Here is an 18,382-nt window from a genome sequence, read left to right on the forward strand (position 1 = left end):
ACAACGAAATCACGCAACAAATAACCGCTCTGTCCGCAACACTATTCGATTGTTTGCGTCGCGACCAGGCCATACCGTTTGATCATGACGTTGACCGACGCCACCACCGACGCGACCACCGACGCCGGGGCCGCCCGGACCGCTGAGGCATCCTCCGCGGTCGACACCGCGAGCCGCTCCGCCCGTCCGCGCCGCTATGTGATGGCGCCGCCGACTTTCTTCGCCGTCGAATATGTGATCAATCCGTGGATGGACCCGTCCGCACCCGTCGACGTTGCACTCGCTGCGCAGCAATGGGACACGCTGCGGCAGGTCTATCTCACGCTCGGCCACACCGTCGACCTGCTCGAACCCGTGCGCGGACTACCGGACATGGTCTACGCCGCCAACGGCGGCGTGATCGTCAACGGTCAGGCCGTGGTGGCCCGCTTCGCCTACGACGGACGGGCGGGGGAAGCTCCTGCCCACCGCGATTGGATGGCAGCAGCCGGCTACGCCCCGGCGTACACCCGCCACGTCAATGAGGGCCAGGGCGACCTGCTGGTCGTCGGGGCGACGATCCTCGCCGGGCACGGGTTCCGAACCGATCGTCGAGCGCACGACGAAATCGCCGCTCACACCGGGCTTCCCGTCGTCAGCCTCGAGCTCGTCGACCCGCGGTTCTATCACCTCGACACCGCGCTCGCAGTGCTCGACGACGCCACGATCGCCTACTACCCGCCGGCGTTCGCGGCACACTCGCGGTCGGTGTTGACCGAACTGTTCCCCGATGCGATCGAGGTCTGCAGCGCCGATGCCTTCGTACTGGGGCTCAACGTCGTCTCCGACGGCCTGAACGTCGTGTTGCCCGCCGCCGCCACCGGTTTCGCCGAGCAACTTCGGGTGCTGGGCTTCCGCCCCGTCGGCGTGGAACTGTCCGAGCTGCTCAAAGGTGGCGGATCGGTGAAATGCTGCACGCTGGAAGTCCACCCGTGACGATGCTGGGCAGTATGAGCACGCGCACCGAGGACACGATCGCCCTCGACCGCCGCCACGTCGCGCACAACTACGCGCCGCTGCCGGTGGTCGCAACCAGCGCGCTGGGCGCCTGGATCACCGACGTCGAGGGGCGGCGGTACCTCGACTGCCTCGCCGCGTACTCCGCGGTGAACTTCGGTCACCGCAACCCGGAGGTGATCGCTTCCGCCCATGCCCAGCTCGACGCGCTGACCCTGGTCAGTCGTGCGTTCCACAGCGATCGCCTGGCACCGTTCTGCGCCGCGCTGGCCCAGCTGTGCGGCAAGGACATGGTGCTACCGATGAACAGCGGCGCCGAGGCGGTCGAGAGCGCCATCAAGGTCGCCCGCAAATGGGGTGCCGATGTCAAGGGCGTGCCCACCGGGCAGGGCACGATCATCGTGGCGCGCAACAATTTTCACGGCCGGACCACGACCATCATCAGCTTCTCCGACGACGACACGGCGCGCCGCGGGTTCGGACCGTACACCCCCGGATTCCGCAGCGTCGAGTTCGGTGATGCCGACGCGCTGGCCGACGCCATCGATGATGACACCGTCGCCGTGCTGCTCGAACCCATCCAGGGCGAGGCGGGCATCGTCGTGCCCCCCGACGACTACCTACCTCGGGTGCGCCGGTTGTGCACCCAGCACAACGTGCTGATGATCGCCGACGAAATCCAGTCCGGCCTGGCTCGCACGGGTCGCACCTTCGCCTGCGACCACTGGTCGGTGGTGCCCGACGTGTACCTGCTCGGCAAGGCGCTCGGCGGCGGGGTGGTGCCCCTGTCGGCAGTGGTCGCCGACGAGCAGGTCCTCGGGGTGTTGCACCCGGGCGAACACGGCTCGACCTTCGGCGGAAACCCGCTCGCCGCGGCCATCGGCACCACCGTCGTCGACATGCTGCGGCGCGGCGAATTCCAGCGCCGCTCAGCCGAACTCGGTGCGCGCCTACATGACCGGCTCCAGCGCCTGACAGGTCGAGGGGTCATCGACGTCCGCGGGAAGGGGTTGTGGGCCGGCGTCGACATCGACCCGGCGCTGGGCAGCGGGAAGCAGGTCAGCCTCCGCCTCGCCGAGCGCGGGGTCCTCGTCAAGGACACCCACGGGTCCACGCTGCGCTTCGCTCCGCCGTTGGTGATCACCGCCGACGAGATCGACTGGGCCGTCGACCGGTTGGCCGAGGTGCTGGGCCACTAGTACTTCGCCGTGCCCCTGTCGACGGCGATCTGCGACCCGGAGATCGTGGCCGATCCGTCGCCGGCCAGCCAGGCCACCACGTCGGACACCTCTTCCGGTGTCATGAACTCCTGCAGCCCTGGCTTGCCCTCGTGCGCAACGGGTTTGTACGGCATCGGCGAGAAGCTGTGCAGGAATGCGGGATACTTGCTGAAGATCTCCATCATCGCCTCCGGCTCGACCATCGGCGTGTCGATCGAGTACGGGTGGATCGAGTTCACCCTGATACCGAACTCCCCCGCTTCGATCGCCAGCGCGTTGGTCAGCGCGACCAGACCGTGCTTGGACGCCGAATAGTGGGCGTTGCCCGGGGTCGCCTTGGTGCCGGCCGACGAGCTGACGATGATGATCGATCCGCCGTTGCCGGCTTCGATCATGGCGGGCACGGCCGCTCGGATCGTGCGCCAGGTGCCGTTGAGGTTGACGTCGATGACGGTGTCCCACTGCTCTTCGGACATCTCCCAGATGCGGCCCCAGCTGAGCACCCCGGCGTTGGCCACCACGATGTCCAGGCGACCGAACTGCTCCATGGCGTCGGCGACGACCTGTTGCTGGGCGGCCAGATCCCGGATGTCGAGCTGACGGCCGATCGCCTTGCGTCCGGCGTCCTCGACCAGACGCACCGTTTCGGCGAGATCGTCGGGCGTCGGCATCGGGTAGGTCACGGTGTCCGACACCGGCGCGCACACGTCGACCGCGATCACGTCGGCGCCGTCGTTGGCGAGCCGGACAGCGTGCGCCCGCCCCTGTCCGCGCGCCGCGCCGGTGACCAACGCGACCCGCCCCTCCAGGGGCGCCCCAGCAGCTGCCACGGGTATGTCCTCTCTTCTCCGCGAGCGCGCGGGTCTGCAGGCCGACACGCCGTCCTACGACGTGCACCATCGCACGCTCGCGCCCGACGAGGCTCAGGCTAACACCACAACTAGAACGTGTTCCAGAAACCCGTCGGTCACAGCTCCGCGATGATCTGCTCGCGCTTGATCCGGTACTCGTCCTCGGTGATCGACCCGGTGGCCCGCAACGTCTCCAGCTCCTGCAGCCGCTGACCCGTGGTGGGCTCGGCCGGGCCGCTGAACGGTGCCGACGCGACGACCGGCGGCGGCATCACCGCCGCGGCGCGCCGCACGATCTCCTGGACGTGTTGGCGAGCAGCAGGATTCGACCGGATGTCGATCATGTTGTCGAGGTCGATGCGGTGCGCCTTGAGCACCTGCAGGATCTCCATCAGCGGTTCGACCTGGCCGGTCAGGTCATAGGTGCGGTTGTCTTCGGAGACGCTGAATGTCGCGGGCATCATCCCGCTGACCAGAGCGCTGCGCTCCCAGTCGATCCGATACTCGTGGGTCGCGGGATCGACCAGCGCGACCAACTTACGGTTGGTGATCATCGGAAGCCGGCCCACCGAGGCGATCACCTGGTCCTGGGTGGCGAACGCCGTGAACCCGGGTCCGGACACGTGCAGGTCGAGCTTCACCAGCGGGTTGTCGTTGATCCGGGTGTTGGTCTCATGGATGCCGGTGACCTGGGCCAGCGCCAGCACCCCCGAGGCTTCCAGGGCCTTGGTCCGGGCGGCGGCTTTCGCGCCGTAGCCGGTGATCGCCAGCGCGATCAGCACGTCGGCGGCAGTGATTCCGAGGCCCGTCCAGAACATCCACTTCAGCGTCGGATCAGCGCCGAGCAGAAAGTACGCCGCCAGGAAGATCGGCCCGACGATCCCGCACAGCAGCACGAACAGCTGAACCCGCACATACCGCCAGAAGGTGGACATGCTTCAGCATTATGACCGCAGACGGGACGCGCCGCCGCAGCTTGAGGCCCGACTCAGGACCCGGCGCTGGCCACGATCTGGCCGGCCGGCGGATCCACCGGCACCACCGATCCGGGAGTGGCGTCCACGATCTGGTACAGCGGCAACGTCCAGGAGTCCGTCGCCGACCGCGCATAGCTGGTGTGCACCGCGACCGCCGCCGGGTTCATCTCGTCCTCGGCGTCCGGATCGTAGTCACACACCGCGTCACCGAGGTCGCAGACGCTGATCGTGCGGCTGCCCATCGTCACCGGAAGCGGCGCCGGAGCGTGAGCCAGGATCGGCCAGTCCTGAGCGACGCCCTTGCCGGCGCCCGGGACCGACGTGACCGAACCGAGGTTGATCGTCGGATCCTGGGGCAGGCGATCACCGTCGGCGACCAACAGGGCCGCCGCGAGGTTCGGGCTGGCGTCCAGCGCATGCAGATTGCGGTGCACGACCATCGCGCCCTGCGAGTAGCCGGCGAGCACGACCTGGCTCGTGGGGCACTGCGCGACGAACGTCGCGTACTGCTGGCCCAGCGCCTCGGCGCCGGTGTCGACACTGCTCATGAAGTTCGCCCAGTCCAGAATCCCGCCGTCTTCGGGAACCGCGGTGGCCGGGTACTGGACCGCTTCCCCGGTGACGGTGCGCCCGTCCTGGGCGACCAGCTGTGCGAAATCCCGGTAGGACTTGTGGATGACCCTGCCCATGCCGCCGTCGGCGGTCAGGTCCCCGGCCCGCTCACCGGATCCGGCTGCCCCGATCCAGTGGACGTCGGGGCATTGCGGTTGCGCGGAGGCGACGCCCGTCGTCAGGCCGACGGCGGCCGCCCCGCTGGTGATGGCGGCAGCCGCGACCGCCGCCGTTTTCGAGATACGCATCAGTTGTGTGAACCCAACCCTCGTGACAAAGAGACCCGGCCGACCCCTCGACAGCCGTTGACCAGTACATCGCCGGTCCCAGCAGGGGCGTTACACGCACCGTCGCAGCGACCGAGCTTGCGGAGAATGCCCGCCTGGCCCGGCGCGTCGCGGTCCTGACACGCGCACTCGCGGAGACAGACGAGATCTCCCGGACAGACAAAAGTGGCGCCCACCCGTTGGGGTGAGCGCCACTTTCGTTGGCAGGTGCCTAGATCACTTGATGATCCCGTAGGCGGTGCCTACTTGATGATCCCGTAGGCGGGCCTACTTGATGATCTTCGTGACCCGGCCGGCGCCGACGGTGCGGCCGCCCTCGCGGATCGCGAAGCGCAGGCCCTCGTCCATGGCGACGGGCTGGATCAGCTTGACGGAGATGTCGGTGTTGTCGCCCGGCATCACCATCTCGGTGCCCTCCGGCAGCGTCACCACACCGGTCACGTCGGTGGTGCGGAAGTAGAACTGCGGACGGTAGTTGTTGAAGAACGGCGTGTGACGGCCACCCTCGTCCTTGGACAGGATGTAGACCTGGCCCTCGAAGTCGGTGTGCGGGGTGGTGGTGCCCGGCTTGGTCACGACCTGGCCGCGCTCGACGTCCTCACGCTTGATGCCGCGCAGCAGCAGACCGACGTTGTCGCCGGCCTGGCCCTGGTCGAGCAGCTTGCGGAACATCTCGACACCGGTGACCGTGGTCTTGGTGGTGCCGGGACGGATGCCGACGATCTCGACTTCCTCGTTCACGTTGACCACGCCGCGCTCCACACGACCGGTGACCACGGTGCCGCGGCCGGTGATGGTGAAGACGTCCTCGACGGGCATCAGGAACGGCTTGTCGGTCTCGCGGACCGGGTCCGGGATGGACGCGTCGACGGCCTCCATGAGCTCCTCGACCGACTTGACCCACTTCTCGTCGCCCTCGAGCGCCTTGAGCGCCGAGACGCGCACGACCGGGGCGTCCTCGTCGAAGTCCTGGGCGGCCAGCAGTTCGCGGACCTCCATCTCGACGAGCTCGATGAGCTCCTCGTCGTCGACGGCGTCGGACTTGTTCAGTGCGACCAGGATGTAGGGCACACCGACCTGACGGGCGAGCAGCACGTGCTCGCGGGTCTGCGGCATCGGGCCGTCCGTGGCGGCGACCACCAGGATCGCGCCGTCCATCTGGGCGGCACCGGTGATCATGTTCTTGATGTAGTCAGCGTGACCGGGGGCGTCGACGTGTGCGTAGTGACGCTTGTCGGTCTGGTACTCCACGTGGGAGATGTTGATCGTGATACCGCGCTGACGCTCCTCGGGCGCATTGTCGATCTGGTCGAATGCGCGCGACTCGTTCAACTCGGGGAATTTGTCGTGCAGAACCTTGGTGATTGCTGCAGTCAGCGTGGTCTTGCCGTGGTCAACGTGACCGATGGTCCCGATGTTGACGTGCGGCTTCGTCCGCTCGAACTTCGCCTTCGCCACTTCTGTGTCCTCCTGGACTTGTTGGTGCTTCTGGTTAAAGCAGGGTTGATCGTCGTTCTACCGAAATTTTTGCAGTTGTGCGGTCCCGCCAGGGCGGCGGGTCAGCTTACTGACCCGTCGCCTTCGCGATGATCTCCTTCGCCACGTTCGCCGGAACCTCGGCGTACGAGTCGAACACCATGGAGTAGTTCGCCCGGCCCTGGGTCCGCGACCGCAGGTCGCCGACGTAGCCGAACATCTCCGACAGCGGAACCTGCGCCTTGACGACGCGCGCACCGCTGCGCTCTTCCATGGCCTGGATCTGACCACGGCGGGAGTTCAGGTCGCCGATCACGTCGCCCATGTAGTCCTCGGGCGTCGTGACCTCGACGGCCATGATGGGCTCGAGGATGACGGGCTGCGCAGCCTGCGCGGCCTTCTTCAGCACCTGCGAGCCGGCCACCTTGAACGCCATTTCCGACGAGTCGACCTCGTGGAAGGCGCCGTCGAGCAGCGTCACCTTGATGTTCACCAGCGGATAGCCGGCCAGCACGCCGTACTGCATGGCGTCCTGGGCGCCGGCGTCCACCGACGGGATGTACTCACGCGGGATGCGGCCACCGGTGACCTTGTTCTCGAACTCGTAGGTCGCACCGTCCTCGCCGGTGAACGGTTCGAGGTCGATGAGCACCTTCGCGAACTGACCCGAGCCACCCGTCTGCTTCTTGTGGGTGAACTCGACCTTCTCCACCTTGCGGCGGATGGTCTCGCGGTAGGCCACCTGCGGCTTGCCGACGTTGGCCTCGACCTTGAACTCGCGCTTCATGCGGTCCACCAGGATGTCCAGGTGCAGCTCGCCCATGCCGCCGATGACGGTCTGGCCGGTCTCCTGGTCCAGGTGCACCTTGAAGGTGGGATCCTCTTCGGCGAGCTTCTGGATCGCGGTGCCCAGCTTCTCCTGGTCGCTCTTGGTCTTGGGCTCGATGGCGACCTCGATGACCGGGTCCGGGAACGTCATCGACTCGAGCACGATCTGCTCGTTCGGGTCGCTCAGGGTGTCACCGGTGGTGGTGTCCTTGAGTCCGATGACGGCGTAGATGTGCCCGGCGGACGCGCGCTCGACGGGGTTCTCCTTGTTGGAGTGCATCTGGAACAGCTTGCCCAGCCGCTCCTTCTTGCCCTTGGTCGCGTTGATGACCTGGCTGCCCGACTCGACGGTGCCCGAGTACACGCGCACGTAGGTCAGCTTGCCGAAGAACGGGTGCGTCGCCACCTTGAACGCCAGGCCCGAGAACGGCTCGTCGGTGTTCGGGTTGCGGGTCAGCAGCTCGTCTTCCTTGCCGGGGGCGTGCCCCTCGGCCGGCGGCACGTCCAGCGGCGACGGCAGGTAGTCGATGACCGCGTCGAGCATGGGCTGCACGCCCTTGTTCTTGAACGCGCTGCCGCACAGCACCGGGTAGGCCTCGGAGGTGATCGTCAGCTTGCGGATCGCGCCCTTGACCTCGTCGATCGACAGCTCCTCGCCGCCGACGTACTTCTCCAGCAGCGCCTCGTCGGTCTCGGCGACCGCCTCGAGCAGCTTGGTGCGGTACTCCTCGGCCTTCTCGGCCATGTCGGCGGGGATCTCGACGGTGTCGTACTTCTCGCCGAGCTTGGCTTCGGCGCTCCACACCTTGGCGTTCATCTCCACCAGGTCGACGACGCCGGAGAAGTCGCCCTCGGCGCCGATCGGCAGCTGGATCGGAATCACGTTGGCGCCGAGGCGCTCTTCCATGGTGCGCACCGAGAAGTAGAAGTCGGCGCCCAGCTTGTCCATCTTGTTGACGAAGCAGATGCGGGGAACGTCGTACTTGTCGGCCTGGCGCCACACCTGCTCGGACTGCGGCTCGACACCCTCTTTGCCGTCGAACACCGCCACTGCGCCGTCGAGCACGCGCAGCGACCGCTCCACCTCGACGGTGAAGTCGACGTGGCCGGGGGTGTCGATGATGTTGATCTGGTTGTCGCCCCAGAAACAGGTCGTCGCAGCGGAGGTGATGGTGATACCACGCTCCTGCTCCTGCTCCATCCAGTCCATGACGGCGGCACCGTCGTGCACTTCACCGATCTTGTAGCTGATGCCGGTGTAGAAGAGGATGCGCTCGGTCGTCGTCGTCTTGCCGGCATCGATGTGCGCCATGATGCCGATGTTGCGGACCTTCGTGAGGTCGGTCAGCACGTCCTTCTGTGCCACGGCTAAATTCCCACTCTTTCGCTTCTAGTTAGGTGTGTCGTGCCGCCGTCCGCAGCCTCTTCGCTACGCCGGCGCTGAAATCACCAGCGGTAGTGCGCGAAGGCGCGGTTGGCCTCGGCCATCTTGTGGGTGTCCTCGCGTCGCTTGACGGCGGCACCCAGGCCGTTGCTGGCGTCGAGGATCTCGTTCGCCAGGCGCTCGACCATGGTCTTCTCGCGGCGGGCCTTGGAGAAGCTCACCAGCCAACGCAGCGCCAGGGTCACCGAACGGTCCGGACGGACCTCCACCGGCACCTGGTAGGTCGCGCCGCCGACGCGGCGGCTGCGCACCTCGAGGGCGGGCTTGACGTTGTCCAGCGCGCGCTTGAGGGTGACGACCGGATCGGTGCCGGTCTTGTCGCGGGCCTGTTCGAGCGCACCATAGACAATGCGCTCGGCCAGCGATTTCTTCCCGTCCAGCAGCACCTTGTTCACCAGCTGGGTGACCAGCTGCGACCCGTAGACGGGGTCGTTGACCAACGGACGCTTGGGCGCGGGTCCCTTGCGCGGCATCAGCTCTTCTCCTTCTTCGCGCCGTAACGGCTGCGGGCTTGCTTACGGTTCTTGACGCCCTGGGTGTCCAGCGACCCGCGGATGATCTTGTAGCGCACACCGGGCAGGTCCTTCACACGACCGCCGCGCACGAGCACCATCGAGTGCTCCTGCAGGTTGTGCCCTTCGCCCGGGATGTAGGCGGTGACCTCGACCGCACTGGTCAGACGCACGCGCGCAACCTTGCGAAGCGCGGAGTTCGGCTTCTTGGGGGTGGTCGTGTACACGCGGGTGCACACGCCGCGACGCTGCGGGCTGCCCTTCAGAGCCGCGGTCTTGACCTTGGCGACCTTGTCGTGGCGACCCTTGCGGACCAGCTGGTTGATGGTTGGCATGTACCGGCTTTCTGTGTTCCTCGTCGTGTGACGGTCGTGCTCGAAATTGCTTTTAAGTTCTGTCGTACTGCGGTTTCACCCGGTTGCGCTACCCCGCTTCCGGGCGTGTCGCATGCGGCCGCCGCGTGTTCTCGGAGTAATTTCCAAGGCACCCACGGCGCAGACATGCAAATTGGCCCGGCGTGTAGGCAAGCTTGCCGAATCCCCGACATGCGAGAACCACAACGCGCCTTGTCTGCCAGGCACGACGGTCCACAATACCAGGGCCGCCGACCTCGACAAAACCCGCTGACCTGCGGCTCCTGCTCGCAGACCTATCACCGCGACCGCATACCCGCGGCCAATCTCATCACCATGTCGGTGAATACGACATCGGTGTCGATGCCGTTCATCACCCCGGTCATCTCCAGGAGCACGAACCCGTGCATCGCGGACCAGAACTCCAGCGCGGCGTAGAACGCGGCCTCGTCGTCGAGGCCGTAGGACGACAGCACCGCGATGACGGGGGCGGCTGCGGCATGGGTGGCCTCGGTGAACTCGGGGTCGTCACCGCCCAACGGCATGCGGGTGAACGCCGAGTACCGGCCCGGGTGGTGGTGGGCGTAGCTGCGATAGGCGCTGGCCATGACCGTAACCGCGTCGTCGGGAGTGCGGCCCTGGCCCACCGTGGTGAGCATGTCGATGATGTCGCCGACCACGCGCATCCGCACCGTGCGGCGCAGGTCGTCGAGGCTGTGCACGTGGTTGTACAGCGACGGGCCCTTGGTGCCCAGCTGATTGGCCAGCGCGTTGATCGTCAGCGCGTCCCAGCCTTCGCGGTCGAGGAACGTCAGGGCCGCGTTGACGATGGAGTCGCGGCTCAGCCTCGCCGATCGCGGCGGCCGAGCTGCCATTTTCATCCCCCTGGTCGGTGCCTGACCGGCCGCGGAAGCAGCCGGGTCAGCGAGAAACTCTAGCTGCTCTCCGCAACCGGCCTGCTGCGGCGCTCAGTTCACCCGGTCCTGGCTGAGCTGGGCGAGCTCGTCGACGATCCCGCACAGATCGGGCAGCGTGGCCGAGTTCATCGTCTGGATCGACCAGGTGATGACGTCGTCGCCCTTGGCCACGTAGATGCTGCACGCCGTGTCGTCGAAGGCCATGAACCCGTCGTTACCCTCCATCGCCAGCTCGGTGACTTCCCGGCCGGCCAGCCCCTCGAGTTCGCGTTCGGTCGCCATGTCGCTGCCCCGGTACCACCAGGTCGAGATCCCCATCCCGGCCCCGACGCTGCCGATCATGGTGTTCTCCTGCCAGAAACAGCCGGCGTCGCCGATCACCGCCTGCTTGAACAGGTTCGACCCGACCACCCGCTCGATGTCGGCCGTCGTGACGCCATTGCAGTCCGCACTGTCGAACCCGGGCCCGGGCTCGGCGCCGGCGGCCTGCTGATCGGGTGCCGGGGCGCCGCCGCAGCCGGCCAGCATCACCGCCGCCCCCGCCGATGCGGCGAGCCGGGCCGCGACGCGCGCGCCGCGCATGTCAGAGGTCCGACTGCAGCGTCGCGGCCATCAATTTCTGCGCCTCCGCGCACGGATCCCCGGTTCTCTGCCCGCGCATCTGCACCCACCAGCTGAGCACGCCGGTGCCGGCGGCCGCGGTGACCGAGCACGCGGCGCCGGTGGTGTCGCGGCGCGCGGAGAAGGCTTTGTGGCGTTCGACGTCGAACTCGGTGATGACGGCGCCGCGGGCCTCGGCGAGCCGACGTTCCCGCTCGAGTTCGCCGGTCTCGAACCAGGAGAACGTGACGTCGATCGTCGTCGACGAACCCGACCCGGACCGCCGCGCCAGGATGTACTGGCACACGGCACCGCTGTAAGGCCGGGTCACCTCGGCCGCGCCCAGCGTCTCCTGCACCGAGCTGTCGTCGAGCAGTCCGCACCGGTCGTCGACGTATCCGTAGCTGCGAGTGGCGTCGACCGCCTCGGATTCGGCGCGCTGGGCCGTTCCGGTCACGGTCTGCGAGCACGCGACCACGGTCGCTGTCACGGTGACCGCGGCGAGAGAAATCTGTGGGACACCTCGGCGCATCGCCGCTCACGCTACCGAGCACCGCCGCCGCGGGCGACCCGTATCAGCGCAAGGAGCGAACCCGGGAACGGCGTCGCCGACGGCGACCGGCATCGTAAGCTTTCGGTGGCTGTCGGGGCCGCACGCGGACGAGCAAAGGGGTGCACCGTGACAACAACGGCTGCCAGGATCGTGGGTCGGGCACTGACGGCCGGCATGGTGACGGCGTCGGCCGTCCTGCTGGGCGGGGCGCCGGCCGCGCACGCCATCAACGGCGACACCCACATCACCGGACAAGGTGTCGTGCAGACCTTGGACTGCAACAACGGCACGCTGCACGTCAACGGCACCGCCAACCAGATCAACGCGCTCGGCACCTGCTGGGCCGTGACGGTGCAGGGCTCGTCCAACGTCATCGTCGCCGACAACGTGATCAACGACATCACCGTCTACGGGTGGGATCAGACCGTGTTCTACAAGAACGGCGCACCCATCGTGTGGGACCGGGGCCGCGAGCTCGGCATGACCAACCGGATCAACCAGGTGCCGGCCTGACATGCGTCGCAGGATCGGCGCCGGGATCGTCACAGCCGTGGCCGCGCTGGCCCTGGCCGGGTGCGGCTCGGGCGACCAGGACGGTAGCCCGACGGTGACAGCGGGCACCTCGGGTGCCCAGGTGGAGATCGGCAACACGATCAACTACGGGTCGTTCGGCACCACCGCCGACCTCGACTGCGGCGAGGGCAAGTCGCTGAACATCGGCGGGTCCAACAACACGCTGACGGTCAGCGGCGCGTGCGCCAACGTCAACATCGGCGGAGCGGACAACAAAGTGACCTTCGAGCGGGTCGACAACGAGCTGACCGTGGTCGGATTGAACAACACCGTGACGTATCAGCAGGGTGAGCCGACGGTCAACGACACCGGGACCAACAACAACATCTCCAAGGGCTGACTCTCAGGCCTTGGCGCCGTGACGGCCGGCGCCGGCCGCGAACCGGGAAGCACCCTCGAGCGATTCGGCCGCCACTCGGGACATGCTGCCGAACTCGAAGTCCATCGCCTCGGCCTCGGATCGGCCCCATTGGTGCAGCACCGACAGGCGGTCCGCGCGCAGGCACTGCTGAGGTAGGGCGGCGAGTTCGGCGGCCAGTTCCTCGGCCTTGTCCCGGGCTTGGCCGGTGGGCACCACCCGGTTGGCCAACCCGATCGCCAGGGCTTCCTCGGCTCCTACGGCACGGCCGGTCAGGATCAGGTCCATCGCCCGGCTGTGCCCGATCAGGCGGGGCAGCCGTACGGTGCCGCCGTCGATCAGCGGCACCCCCCAACGCCGGCAGAACACCCCCATGGTGGCGTCCTCCTCGACCACCCGCAGATCGGCCCACAGCGCCAGTTCCAGCCCTCCGGCGACGGCGAAGCCGCTGATCGCCGCGATCACCGGCTTGGACAACACCATCCGGCTGGGCCCCATCGGGCCGGGACCGCTGCGGTGCACGGGATTGGACTCAGCGGTACCGAACGCCTTGAGATCGGCTCCGGCGCAGAAGGTGCCGTTGTCACCCCACAGCACCGCGACGGCGGCGCTGTCGTCGGAATCGAAGTCGTCGAACGCGGCGTGCAACTCGGCGGCGGCCGGGCCGTTGACGGCGTTGCGCGCGTGCGGGCGGTCCATGATGACCGTGGTGACCGCGCCGTTCCTCTCGACGCGCACCCCGCCTGCCGAATCGGTCATTTCGCCTCCATCAGGTCGACATCGTCACGCCGCGCGACCAGTTCGGCGGCGAAGTCGTGGTAGGCGCGGCGCAGTGCGGCGCCGGGCCAGGCCGCCGGTAGCAGCTCGTCGGGCAGCACCGGATCGGTGAGCAGGTGCCGGACGATGCCCGCCGCGACGACGAAGCGTGCGGGAATGTCGGGCGCCGAGGCCATCTCGTCGAGCAGGGCGTGTCCGGAGCGCGCCCACGCGGGCAGATCCCACAGCAGTGCCGCCAGCTGAGCCGGAGCGTCGTCGCGGGCCGTCAGCGTCCGGACCCGGTCGCTCAGCTCCGGGTCGGTATCGATGTCCAGGTTGGCCGGACGCATCCACACCCCTTCGCGCAGTTCGCCGAACCGCCGGTCCTGCAGGGCCGTTCGCAGTGCAGCGCGGGTACGCGCGTCACCGCCGACGCCGGTGATCACCACCGTCCGCCACGAACCGTCCCATGGGCGGGTGTGCGGGTCGATGGCGTCGTCCTGGCGTCGCTGCCGGGCCAGCAGGCGGTCGGACAGCCGGTAGCCGTCCGCGGACCGCACCAGGTCCCCCGCCCCCACCATGCGGGTCAGCGCGACCCGCACAGTCGGCTCTTTGAGGTCGAAATCCGCTGTCAGCCTGAGCAACTCGCTTGCCGTGGCCGAAGCGGGGTGGGCGCCCAGCAGCACGCTGAGCACCACCGAGCGAGCGGTCATCCGCGACAGGGTCGCCACCGTCACACCCCGGAAGCCTTCCGGCCGTGGTCGCCGAACGGCTCGTCGCGGCGGCGCACGGCGTCACGGAAGCCGTGCTCGCGGGCGTCGGCGACGAACGCGTGCCCTTCGGGGGTGTGTCGGGCGACGCCGTCGAACACGGTGGAGATCATCGCGCTGTTGGCCACGCCCTGGTTGTACAGCGCGCTGTTCATCGCGAGCTTGACCATGATCAGCTGGTTGACCGGAACCGCGGCAATGCGCTGCACCAGCCGTTCGGTGCGCTCGTCGAGATCCGCGGCGTCGGGTGCCTCGACGGCGAGTCCCCACTCGGCGGCCTGCGCCCCGGTGAGGCAGTCGCCGGTCAGCAGAAGCCGTTTGGCGCGTTGATCACCCAGGCGGTGCGCCCACATCCCGGCGGCCGGCACCCCCCACACCCGGGTCGGCGGGTAACCGATCTTGGCGTCGGCAGCGGCGATCACCTGGTCGGCGTGCAGGGCGATGTCGGTGCCCCCGGCGATGCAGTACCCGTGGATCTTGACGACCGTCGGCTTGTCGGCGTGCATGAGGCTGGCGAACCCGCGGACGAACCGGCTCATCATCTGATAGTCGATCATCGGGTCCCACGGTTGATCGGGCAGATGGTTGACGGCCTGCGTCCGGCCCGACAACACGGTGTCGCGGTAGGGGCTGCCACCGCCGGCCGACGACGATCCCTCGGCGTAGGCGGACAGGTCGAATCCGGCGCAGAATCCTTCGCCGCGCCCCGACACCAGGATGACGTGCACGTCGGGATCCAGGTCGGCCCGCTCCACCAGCGCCGAGAGTTCCAGCGGCGTGTCGGCGATGATCGCGTTGCCCTTCTCCGGGCGGTTGAACGTGATGCGGGCGACCCGGTCGGTGACCTCGTAGGTCATCGTCTTCAGATCGTCGAAGTCGACGGGCCTGATCGCGTGGGTCATGAGGTCACCATGTCCCCGCCAGCGCGCGCGTCGGCACACCACAGGCCGCGCAGTTCTGGCATGTCGCGCGCGCTCACGCCTTGACCATGGCTCGTTCGAGGACCGGCGCGAGGTCCAGGCCGGTGGGCAGCGTGCCGAACGCCCCGCCCCACTGTCCGCCCAGCCGGCTGGCGAGGAACACTTCGGCCACCGCCGGGTGACCGTGGCGCAGCAGCAACGAGCCCTGCAGCGCCAGCGAGATGTCCTCGGCCACCTTGCGGGCCCGGTACTGAATCGTCTCGGCGTCGCCGAGAGACGCCTTGAGCTCCGCCACGCGGCGATCCTGCCGGACGTCCTGCCCCTCGGTGCCGGCGAGCTCGTCGAACAGCACGTCGATGCATTCGGGCTTGGTCGCCATCGCGCGCAGGGTGTCCAGCGCGCTGACGTTGCCGGAGCCCTCCCAGATCCCCATCAGCGGTGCTTCGCGGTAGAGCCGCGGCATCCCGGAGTCCTCGACGTAGCCGTTGCCGCCGAGGCACTCCATCGCCTCGGCGGCGTGCGGGGTCGCCCGCTTGCACACCCAGTACTTGGCCGCGGCCAGACCGATGCGGCGCAGCAGTGTCTCCCGCTCGTCGCCGCGCACCGCCCGGTCGGTGGCGCCGGCCATCCGCATCGCCAGCATCGTCGCCGCCTCGGCCTCGACAGCGAGATCGGCCAGCACATTGCGCATCAACGGCTGATCGATCAGGTAGGCGCCGAAGGCTTTTCGGTGCTGCGCGTGGTGGATCGCGCGGGTGAGGCCGTTTCGCATGCTGGTCGCACTACCCAGCGTGCAATCCAGCCGGGTCAGGTTGACCATCTCGATGATGGTCGCTACCCCGCGACCCTCCTCGCCGACGAGCCACGCGGTGGCGCCGTCGTACTCGACCTCACTGGACGCGTTGGCGTGGTTGCCCAGTTTGTCCTTCAGCCGCTGCAGGAACATCCGGTTGCGGCTGCCGTCGGGGAGGATCCGGGGCAGGAAGAAGCAGCTCAATCCCCCGTCGCTTCGCTCGACCCCGGCTGTTTGGGCGAGCACCAGGAAGATGTCGCACATCGGCGCGGAGGTGAACCACTTGTGTCCGGTGAGCCGGTAGGTCCCGTCACCGTTCGGCACAGCCTGCGTGGTGCCGGCCCGCACGTCGGAGCCGCCCTGCTTCTCGGTCATCGACATGCCTGCGGTGATGCCCGCCTTCGTCGTGGGTACGGCAAGCACCGGATCGTAGGCGCGGCTGGTCAGCAGCGGTTCGTAGACGGCCGCCAGTTCGGGGTTGTGACGCAGCGCCGGCACCACGGCGTAGGTCATCGAGATCGGGCAGATGTGGCCCGGCTCGGGGGTCCACACCGAGGTCTTGGCCGCCCGCACCACGTGCGCACCCGGCCGGTCATCCGCCCAGGGAGCGGCGTGCAGGCCGTGGCCGACCGCCACACTCATCAGTTCGTGATAGGCGGGGTCGTACTCCACCTCGTCGACGCGGTGACCGACGCTGTCGTGGGTGTGCAGCACCGGACGGTGGCGATCGGCAAGCTCGCCCCATCGTTGAGCCTGCGCCGAACCCGAGAGTGCGCCCAGTTCGAACACCTCGTCGGTGCCCCATTGACCGCCTTCGCGGATCAGCGCCTCGGCCAGGACGGGCGAGGTGGCCGGGTTGTAGTTCTCCAGCGGCGGAACCTGGTTGGTGACGACATGCGTGTCGGAAGCAGCCATGGTGGCAGTGTTACATCTTTTCTGCAGTCGCACAACAAACTGTAATACGATGGCCGGGCATTTCCGTGAGTGCGCGTCTGCGCGGCGAAACGCTCGCAATTTCTGGCAGTCAACGCCCGCTCGCGGCCGGTGAACGCGCCGATGACCGCACGGCGGCTGCGCGTGCAGTGACCTCGCGGGCAGTGACCTCGCATGCAGCGACCGCGCGCCGGTGAATGCGCACCGGTGTCCGCATACTTGTCCGATGAAGCCCAACTCCGTCGTGGCGGCCAGCTCCCTGCACCTCGAACCGGAACCCGTTCCGGCCGATCAACGCGTCGACGGGACGCCCAGCACCGCAGCCGCGACGCTGACCGACTTCGGCGGGCTCGAGGTCGGGATATGGGAGATGACCCCCGGCGTCATGCGGGACATCGAGGCCGACGAGGTGTTCGTCGTCCTGTCGGGCTCAGCCAGCGTTGACTTCGTCGACGGCAGCCCGTCGCTGCGCCTCGGCCCCGGCGACATCGTTCGGCTCGCGGCGGCGACGCAGACGGTGTGGACGGTGCACGAGACTCTGCGCAAGGTCTATCTCACGCAGCTCTAGCGGGGCCGGCTCACGCGACGGGACAGCGTCGCGCCGGTTACGCCGCGCCGCGCGCATCGCGTCCCACCGGGTGAGCCCCGTGAGCACGACCGCGGCCAGCACCCAGCCCAACAGGATGTCGACGACGTAATGCTCAGCGGTGTAGACCAGCGTGAACGCCATGGTCAACGGATAGGCCACCAGCACCGGTCGCCAGCGGCGCTGAACGCGGTTCCACAGGAACACCGCGATGGCTGCCGACAGCCCGGCATGCAGCGACGGGATCGCCGCCACCAGATTGACGCTGGCTTGCCCCTGATCGATCAGTGCACTGGCCGAATGCAGGTTCAGCTTGCCCCAGCCCCGCCCGACGATGCGCTCGATCCAGCCGTTCGCGCCGTCCTGGGATACCTGCATCGCGCCGAGTAGACCCCCGTCTTCCACGCCGCGGGCCGAGCGGAACATGCAGCGCGGCCCCGACGGACCGCCGTCGACATCTGCCGCCGTGCAGCGCGCCGCCGCCCACGGGGGTGCCGCCGGCACCAACGCGTAGATGACCAGCGCCGTGAACGACAGCGTCACGAACAGCCGGACGAAGGCCTTCCACTCGTCGCGGTTGCGCAGCCACAGGGCACCGGCGATCACGTACGGCAGGATGAAGAACGACATGTAGACGCTGCTGATGACCACTTCCCACCACGGCGGGTGCGGCAGCTTCAGACGTTCCTGCAGCCATACGGTCGGCATCACGCCGAAGAACATCCACCGATCCACGTCGGCCTGCCATTGCCACAGGGTCGGACGGCCCACGACGGAGGCCGCTCCCCTGCTCAGGTCGTAGGCCAGCAGGACCACGGCGAACGGCAGCCAGTCGCGCACCACATAGAGCACGCGGCGACCCTGCCCGATGCTCGCCGCTACCAGACCTGTGCAGATGTAGAGCAGCAGCAGCTCGCGGTTGAAGGCGAAGCCGTCGGTGACGGTGCGCCACACGATGACGGTCGCCCACACCGCGACAGCCACCCACCGGGCGACGCGCAACCAGCCGTCGCGACCCACATCGGCCGGGGACCCCTGGTCCGACGCCAGCTCACTCGACGACTGAT

General features: G+C 68.0%; 19 protein-coding genes and 1 pseudogene. 5 read left to right on the top strand and 15 right to left on the bottom strand.

Going from position 1 to position 18,382, the window contains the following annotated elements:
- Window positions 1–84: 84 nt before the first annotated feature.
- On the top strand, window positions 85–975 hold the full coding sequence (gene ddaH, locus ACEWX3_RS23330; protein ID WP_221349483.1) for a dimethylargininase: 891 nt from the start codon (window positions 85–87) through the stop codon (window positions 973–975).
- A 14-nt stretch (window positions 976–989) separates the two neighbouring features.
- Complete coding sequence (rocD, locus tag ACEWX3_RS23335; protein ID WP_374157812.1) at window positions 990–2,195, top strand: ornithine--oxo-acid transaminase; 1,206 nt, start codon at window positions 990–992, stop codon at window positions 2,193–2,195.
- Here rocD and ACEWX3_RS23340 read toward each other — a convergent pair.
- From ACEWX3_RS23340 to ACEWX3_RS23385, 10 genes are all read right to left on the bottom strand, one after another.
- On the bottom strand, window positions 2,192–3,052 hold the full coding sequence (locus ACEWX3_RS23340; RefSeq protein ID WP_286182624.1) for a mycofactocin-coupled SDR family oxidoreductase: 861 nt from the start codon (window positions 3,050–3,052) through the stop codon (window positions 2,192–2,194). The two genes, rocD and ACEWX3_RS23340, sit on opposite strands and share 4 nt — an antisense overlap.
- A gap of 131 nt (window positions 3,053–3,183) precedes the next feature.
- Window positions 3,184–4,002 (bottom strand): SHOCT domain-containing protein, encoded by an 819-nt coding sequence (locus tag ACEWX3_RS23345; RefSeq protein WP_374157813.1) that lies wholly within the window; start codon window positions 4,000–4,002, stop codon window positions 3,184–3,186.
- 53 nt (window positions 4,003–4,055) lie between these two features.
- Window positions 4,056–4,904, bottom strand: coding sequence for a cutinase family protein (locus tag ACEWX3_RS23350; protein ID WP_207065456.1), 849 nt, complete (start codon window positions 4,902–4,904; stop codon window positions 4,056–4,058).
- A 306-nt stretch (window positions 4,905–5,210) separates the two neighbouring features.
- A complete protein-coding gene (gene tuf, locus ACEWX3_RS23355; protein ID WP_152515676.1) occupies window positions 5,211–6,401 on the bottom strand; it encodes an elongation factor Tu in 1,191 nt (396 codons plus the stop codon).
- 106 nt (window positions 6,402–6,507) lie between these two features.
- Window positions 6,508–8,613 carry an elongation factor G gene (gene fusA / locus ACEWX3_RS23360; RefSeq protein WP_207065457.1) on the bottom strand — a complete coding sequence of 702 codons (2,106 nt, stop codon included), beginning with the start codon at window positions 8,611–8,613 and terminating at the stop codon, window positions 6,508–6,510.
- 80 nt (window positions 8,614–8,693) lie between these two features.
- Window positions 8,694–9,164: a 30S ribosomal protein S7 gene (rpsG, locus tag ACEWX3_RS23365; protein ID WP_011558402.1), complete on the bottom strand. Its 471-nt coding sequence runs from the start codon at window positions 9,162–9,164 to the stop codon at window positions 8,694–8,696.
- On the bottom strand, window positions 9,164–9,538 hold the full coding sequence (gene rpsL, locus ACEWX3_RS23370) for a 30S ribosomal protein S12 (RefSeq protein ID WP_152515674.1): 375 nt from the start codon (window positions 9,536–9,538) through the stop codon (window positions 9,164–9,166). Before rpsL ends, rpsG begins: the two co-directional genes overlap by 1 nt.
- Before the next feature lie 317 nt (window positions 9,539–9,855).
- Window positions 9,856–10,431 carry a TetR/AcrR family transcriptional regulator gene (locus tag ACEWX3_RS23375; RefSeq protein ID WP_207065458.1) on the bottom strand — a complete coding sequence of 192 codons (576 nt, stop codon included), beginning with the start codon at window positions 10,429–10,431 and terminating at the stop codon, window positions 9,856–9,858.
- 93 nt (window positions 10,432–10,524) lie between these two features.
- The gene (locus ACEWX3_RS23380) at window positions 10,525–11,055 is read right to left on the bottom strand and encodes a DUF3558 domain-containing protein (protein WP_221349490.1); all 531 of its coding nucleotides are present in this window, start codon (window positions 11,053–11,055) and stop codon (window positions 10,525–10,527) included.
- Window position 11,056: 1 nt separating this feature from the next.
- On the bottom strand, window positions 11,057–11,605 hold the full coding sequence (locus ACEWX3_RS23385) for a DUF3558 domain-containing protein (RefSeq protein ID WP_207065460.1): 549 nt from the start codon (window positions 11,603–11,605) through the stop codon (window positions 11,057–11,059).
- Between the two features lie 195 nt (window positions 11,606–11,800).
- Here ACEWX3_RS23385 and ACEWX3_RS23390 point away from each other — a divergent pair, with 195 nt between their 5' ends.
- Together ACEWX3_RS23390 and ACEWX3_RS23395 are read left to right on the top strand one after the other, a co-directional pair.
- Window positions 11,801–12,139: a DUF3060 domain-containing protein gene (locus ACEWX3_RS23390; protein WP_221350863.1), complete on the top strand. Its 339-nt coding sequence runs from the start codon at window positions 11,801–11,803 to the stop codon at window positions 12,137–12,139.
- A gap of 1 nt (window position 12,140) precedes the next feature.
- Window positions 12,141–12,539 carry a DUF3060 domain-containing protein gene (locus ACEWX3_RS23395; RefSeq protein WP_374157814.1) on the top strand — a complete coding sequence of 133 codons (399 nt, stop codon included), beginning with the start codon at window positions 12,141–12,143 and terminating at the stop codon, window positions 12,537–12,539.
- Window positions 12,540–12,542: 3 nt separating this feature from the next.
- Here the strand turns inward: ACEWX3_RS23395 and ACEWX3_RS23400 are convergent, their stop codons facing one another.
- From ACEWX3_RS23400 to ACEWX3_RS23415, 4 genes are all read right to left on the bottom strand, one after another.
- A complete protein-coding gene (locus ACEWX3_RS23400; RefSeq protein WP_374157815.1) occupies window positions 12,543–13,316 on the bottom strand; it encodes a crotonase/enoyl-CoA hydratase family protein in 774 nt (257 codons plus the stop codon).
- Window positions 13,313–14,035, bottom strand: coding sequence for a PaaX family transcriptional regulator C-terminal domain-containing protein (locus tag ACEWX3_RS23405; RefSeq protein WP_207064921.1), 723 nt, complete (start codon window positions 14,033–14,035; stop codon window positions 13,313–13,315). The genes ACEWX3_RS23400 and ACEWX3_RS23405 overlap by 4 nt, the downstream gene beginning before the upstream one ends.
- Window positions 14,036–14,046: 11 nt before the next feature.
- Entirely contained in the window at window positions 14,047–14,985 is a 939-nt protein-coding gene (locus ACEWX3_RS23410; protein WP_374157816.1) for a crotonase/enoyl-CoA hydratase family protein, read from the bottom strand.
- 73 nt (window positions 14,986–15,058) lie between these two features.
- Window positions 15,059–16,711, bottom strand: coding sequence for an acyl-CoA dehydrogenase family protein (locus ACEWX3_RS23415; protein WP_374157817.1), 1,653 nt, complete (start codon window positions 16,709–16,711; stop codon window positions 15,059–15,061).
- A 244-nt stretch (window positions 16,712–16,955) separates the two neighbouring features.
- Here ACEWX3_RS23415 and ACEWX3_RS23420 point away from each other — a divergent pair.
- Window positions 16,956–17,222 (top strand): annotated as a pseudogene (locus ACEWX3_RS23420) (cupin domain-containing protein); the annotation flags it as partial.
- Here the strand turns inward: ACEWX3_RS23420 and ACEWX3_RS23425 are convergent.
- A complete protein-coding gene (locus tag ACEWX3_RS23425) occupies window positions 17,160–18,335 on the bottom strand; it encodes a phosphatase PAP2 family protein (protein ID WP_307726958.1) in 1,176 nt (391 codons plus the stop codon). The pseudogene ACEWX3_RS23420 and the gene ACEWX3_RS23425 sit on opposite strands and share 63 nt — an antisense overlap.
- Window positions 18,336–18,382: the final 47 nt, after the last annotated feature.

It is taken from the genome of Mycobacterium sp. G7A2 (assembly GCF_041902445.1).
Lineage (GTDB): Bacteria > Actinomycetota > Actinomycetes > Mycobacteriales > Mycobacteriaceae > Mycobacterium.

What these genes read in the sequence shown, in the direction of transcription:
- ACEWX3_RS23345 (WP_374157813.1), bottom strand. Translation starts at nt 4,002, where the DNA reads ATGTCCACCTTCTGGCGGTATGTGCGGGTTCAGCTGTTCGTGCTGCTG.
- rpsG (WP_011558402.1), bottom strand. Translation starts at nt 9,164, where the DNA reads ATGCCGCGCAAGGGACCCGCGCCCAAGCGTCCGTTGGTCAACGACCCC.
- ACEWX3_RS23395 (WP_374157814.1), top strand. Translation starts at nt 12,141, where the DNA reads ATGCGTCGCAGGATCGGCGCCGGGATCGTCACAGCCGTGGCCGCGCTG.
- ACEWX3_RS23350 (WP_207065456.1), bottom strand. Translation starts at nt 4,904, where the DNA reads ATGCGTATCTCGAAAACGGCGGCGGTCGCGGCTGCCGCCATCACCAGC.
- ACEWX3_RS23375 (WP_207065458.1), bottom strand. Translation starts at nt 10,431, where the DNA reads ATGGCAGCTCGGCCGCCGCGATCGGCGAGGCTGAGCCGCGACTCCATC.
- rpsL (WP_152515674.1), bottom strand. Translation starts at nt 9,538, where the DNA reads ATGCCAACCATCAACCAGCTGGTCCGCAAGGGTCGCCACGACAAGGTC.
- ACEWX3_RS23390 (WP_221350863.1), top strand. Translation starts at nt 11,801, where the DNA reads ATGGTGACGGCGTCGGCCGTCCTGCTGGGCGGGGCGCCGGCCGCGCAC.
- ACEWX3_RS23380 (WP_221349490.1), bottom strand. Translation starts at nt 11,055, where the DNA reads ATGCGCGGCGCGCGCGTCGCGGCCCGGCTCGCCGCATCGGCGGGGGCG.
- ACEWX3_RS23410 (WP_374157816.1), bottom strand. Translation starts at nt 14,985, where the DNA reads ATGACCCACGCGATCAGGCCCGTCGACTTCGACGATCTGAAGACGATG.
- ACEWX3_RS23385 (WP_207065460.1), bottom strand. Translation starts at nt 11,605, where the DNA reads ATGCGCCGAGGTGTCCCACAGATTTCTCTCGCCGCGGTCACCGTGACA.
- ACEWX3_RS23400 (WP_374157815.1), bottom strand. Translation starts at nt 13,316, where the DNA reads ATGACCGATTCGGCAGGCGGGGTGCGCGTCGAGAGGAACGGCGCGGTC.
- ACEWX3_RS23415 (WP_374157817.1), bottom strand. Translation starts at nt 16,711, where the DNA reads ATGGCTGCTTCCGACACGCATGTCGTCACCAACCAGGTTCCGCCGCTG.
- ddaH (WP_221349483.1), top strand. Translation starts at nt 85, where the DNA reads ATGACGTTGACCGACGCCACCACCGACGCGACCACCGACGCCGGGGCC.
- rocD (WP_374157812.1), top strand. Translation starts at nt 990, where the DNA reads ATGAGCACGCGCACCGAGGACACGATCGCCCTCGACCGCCGCCACGTC.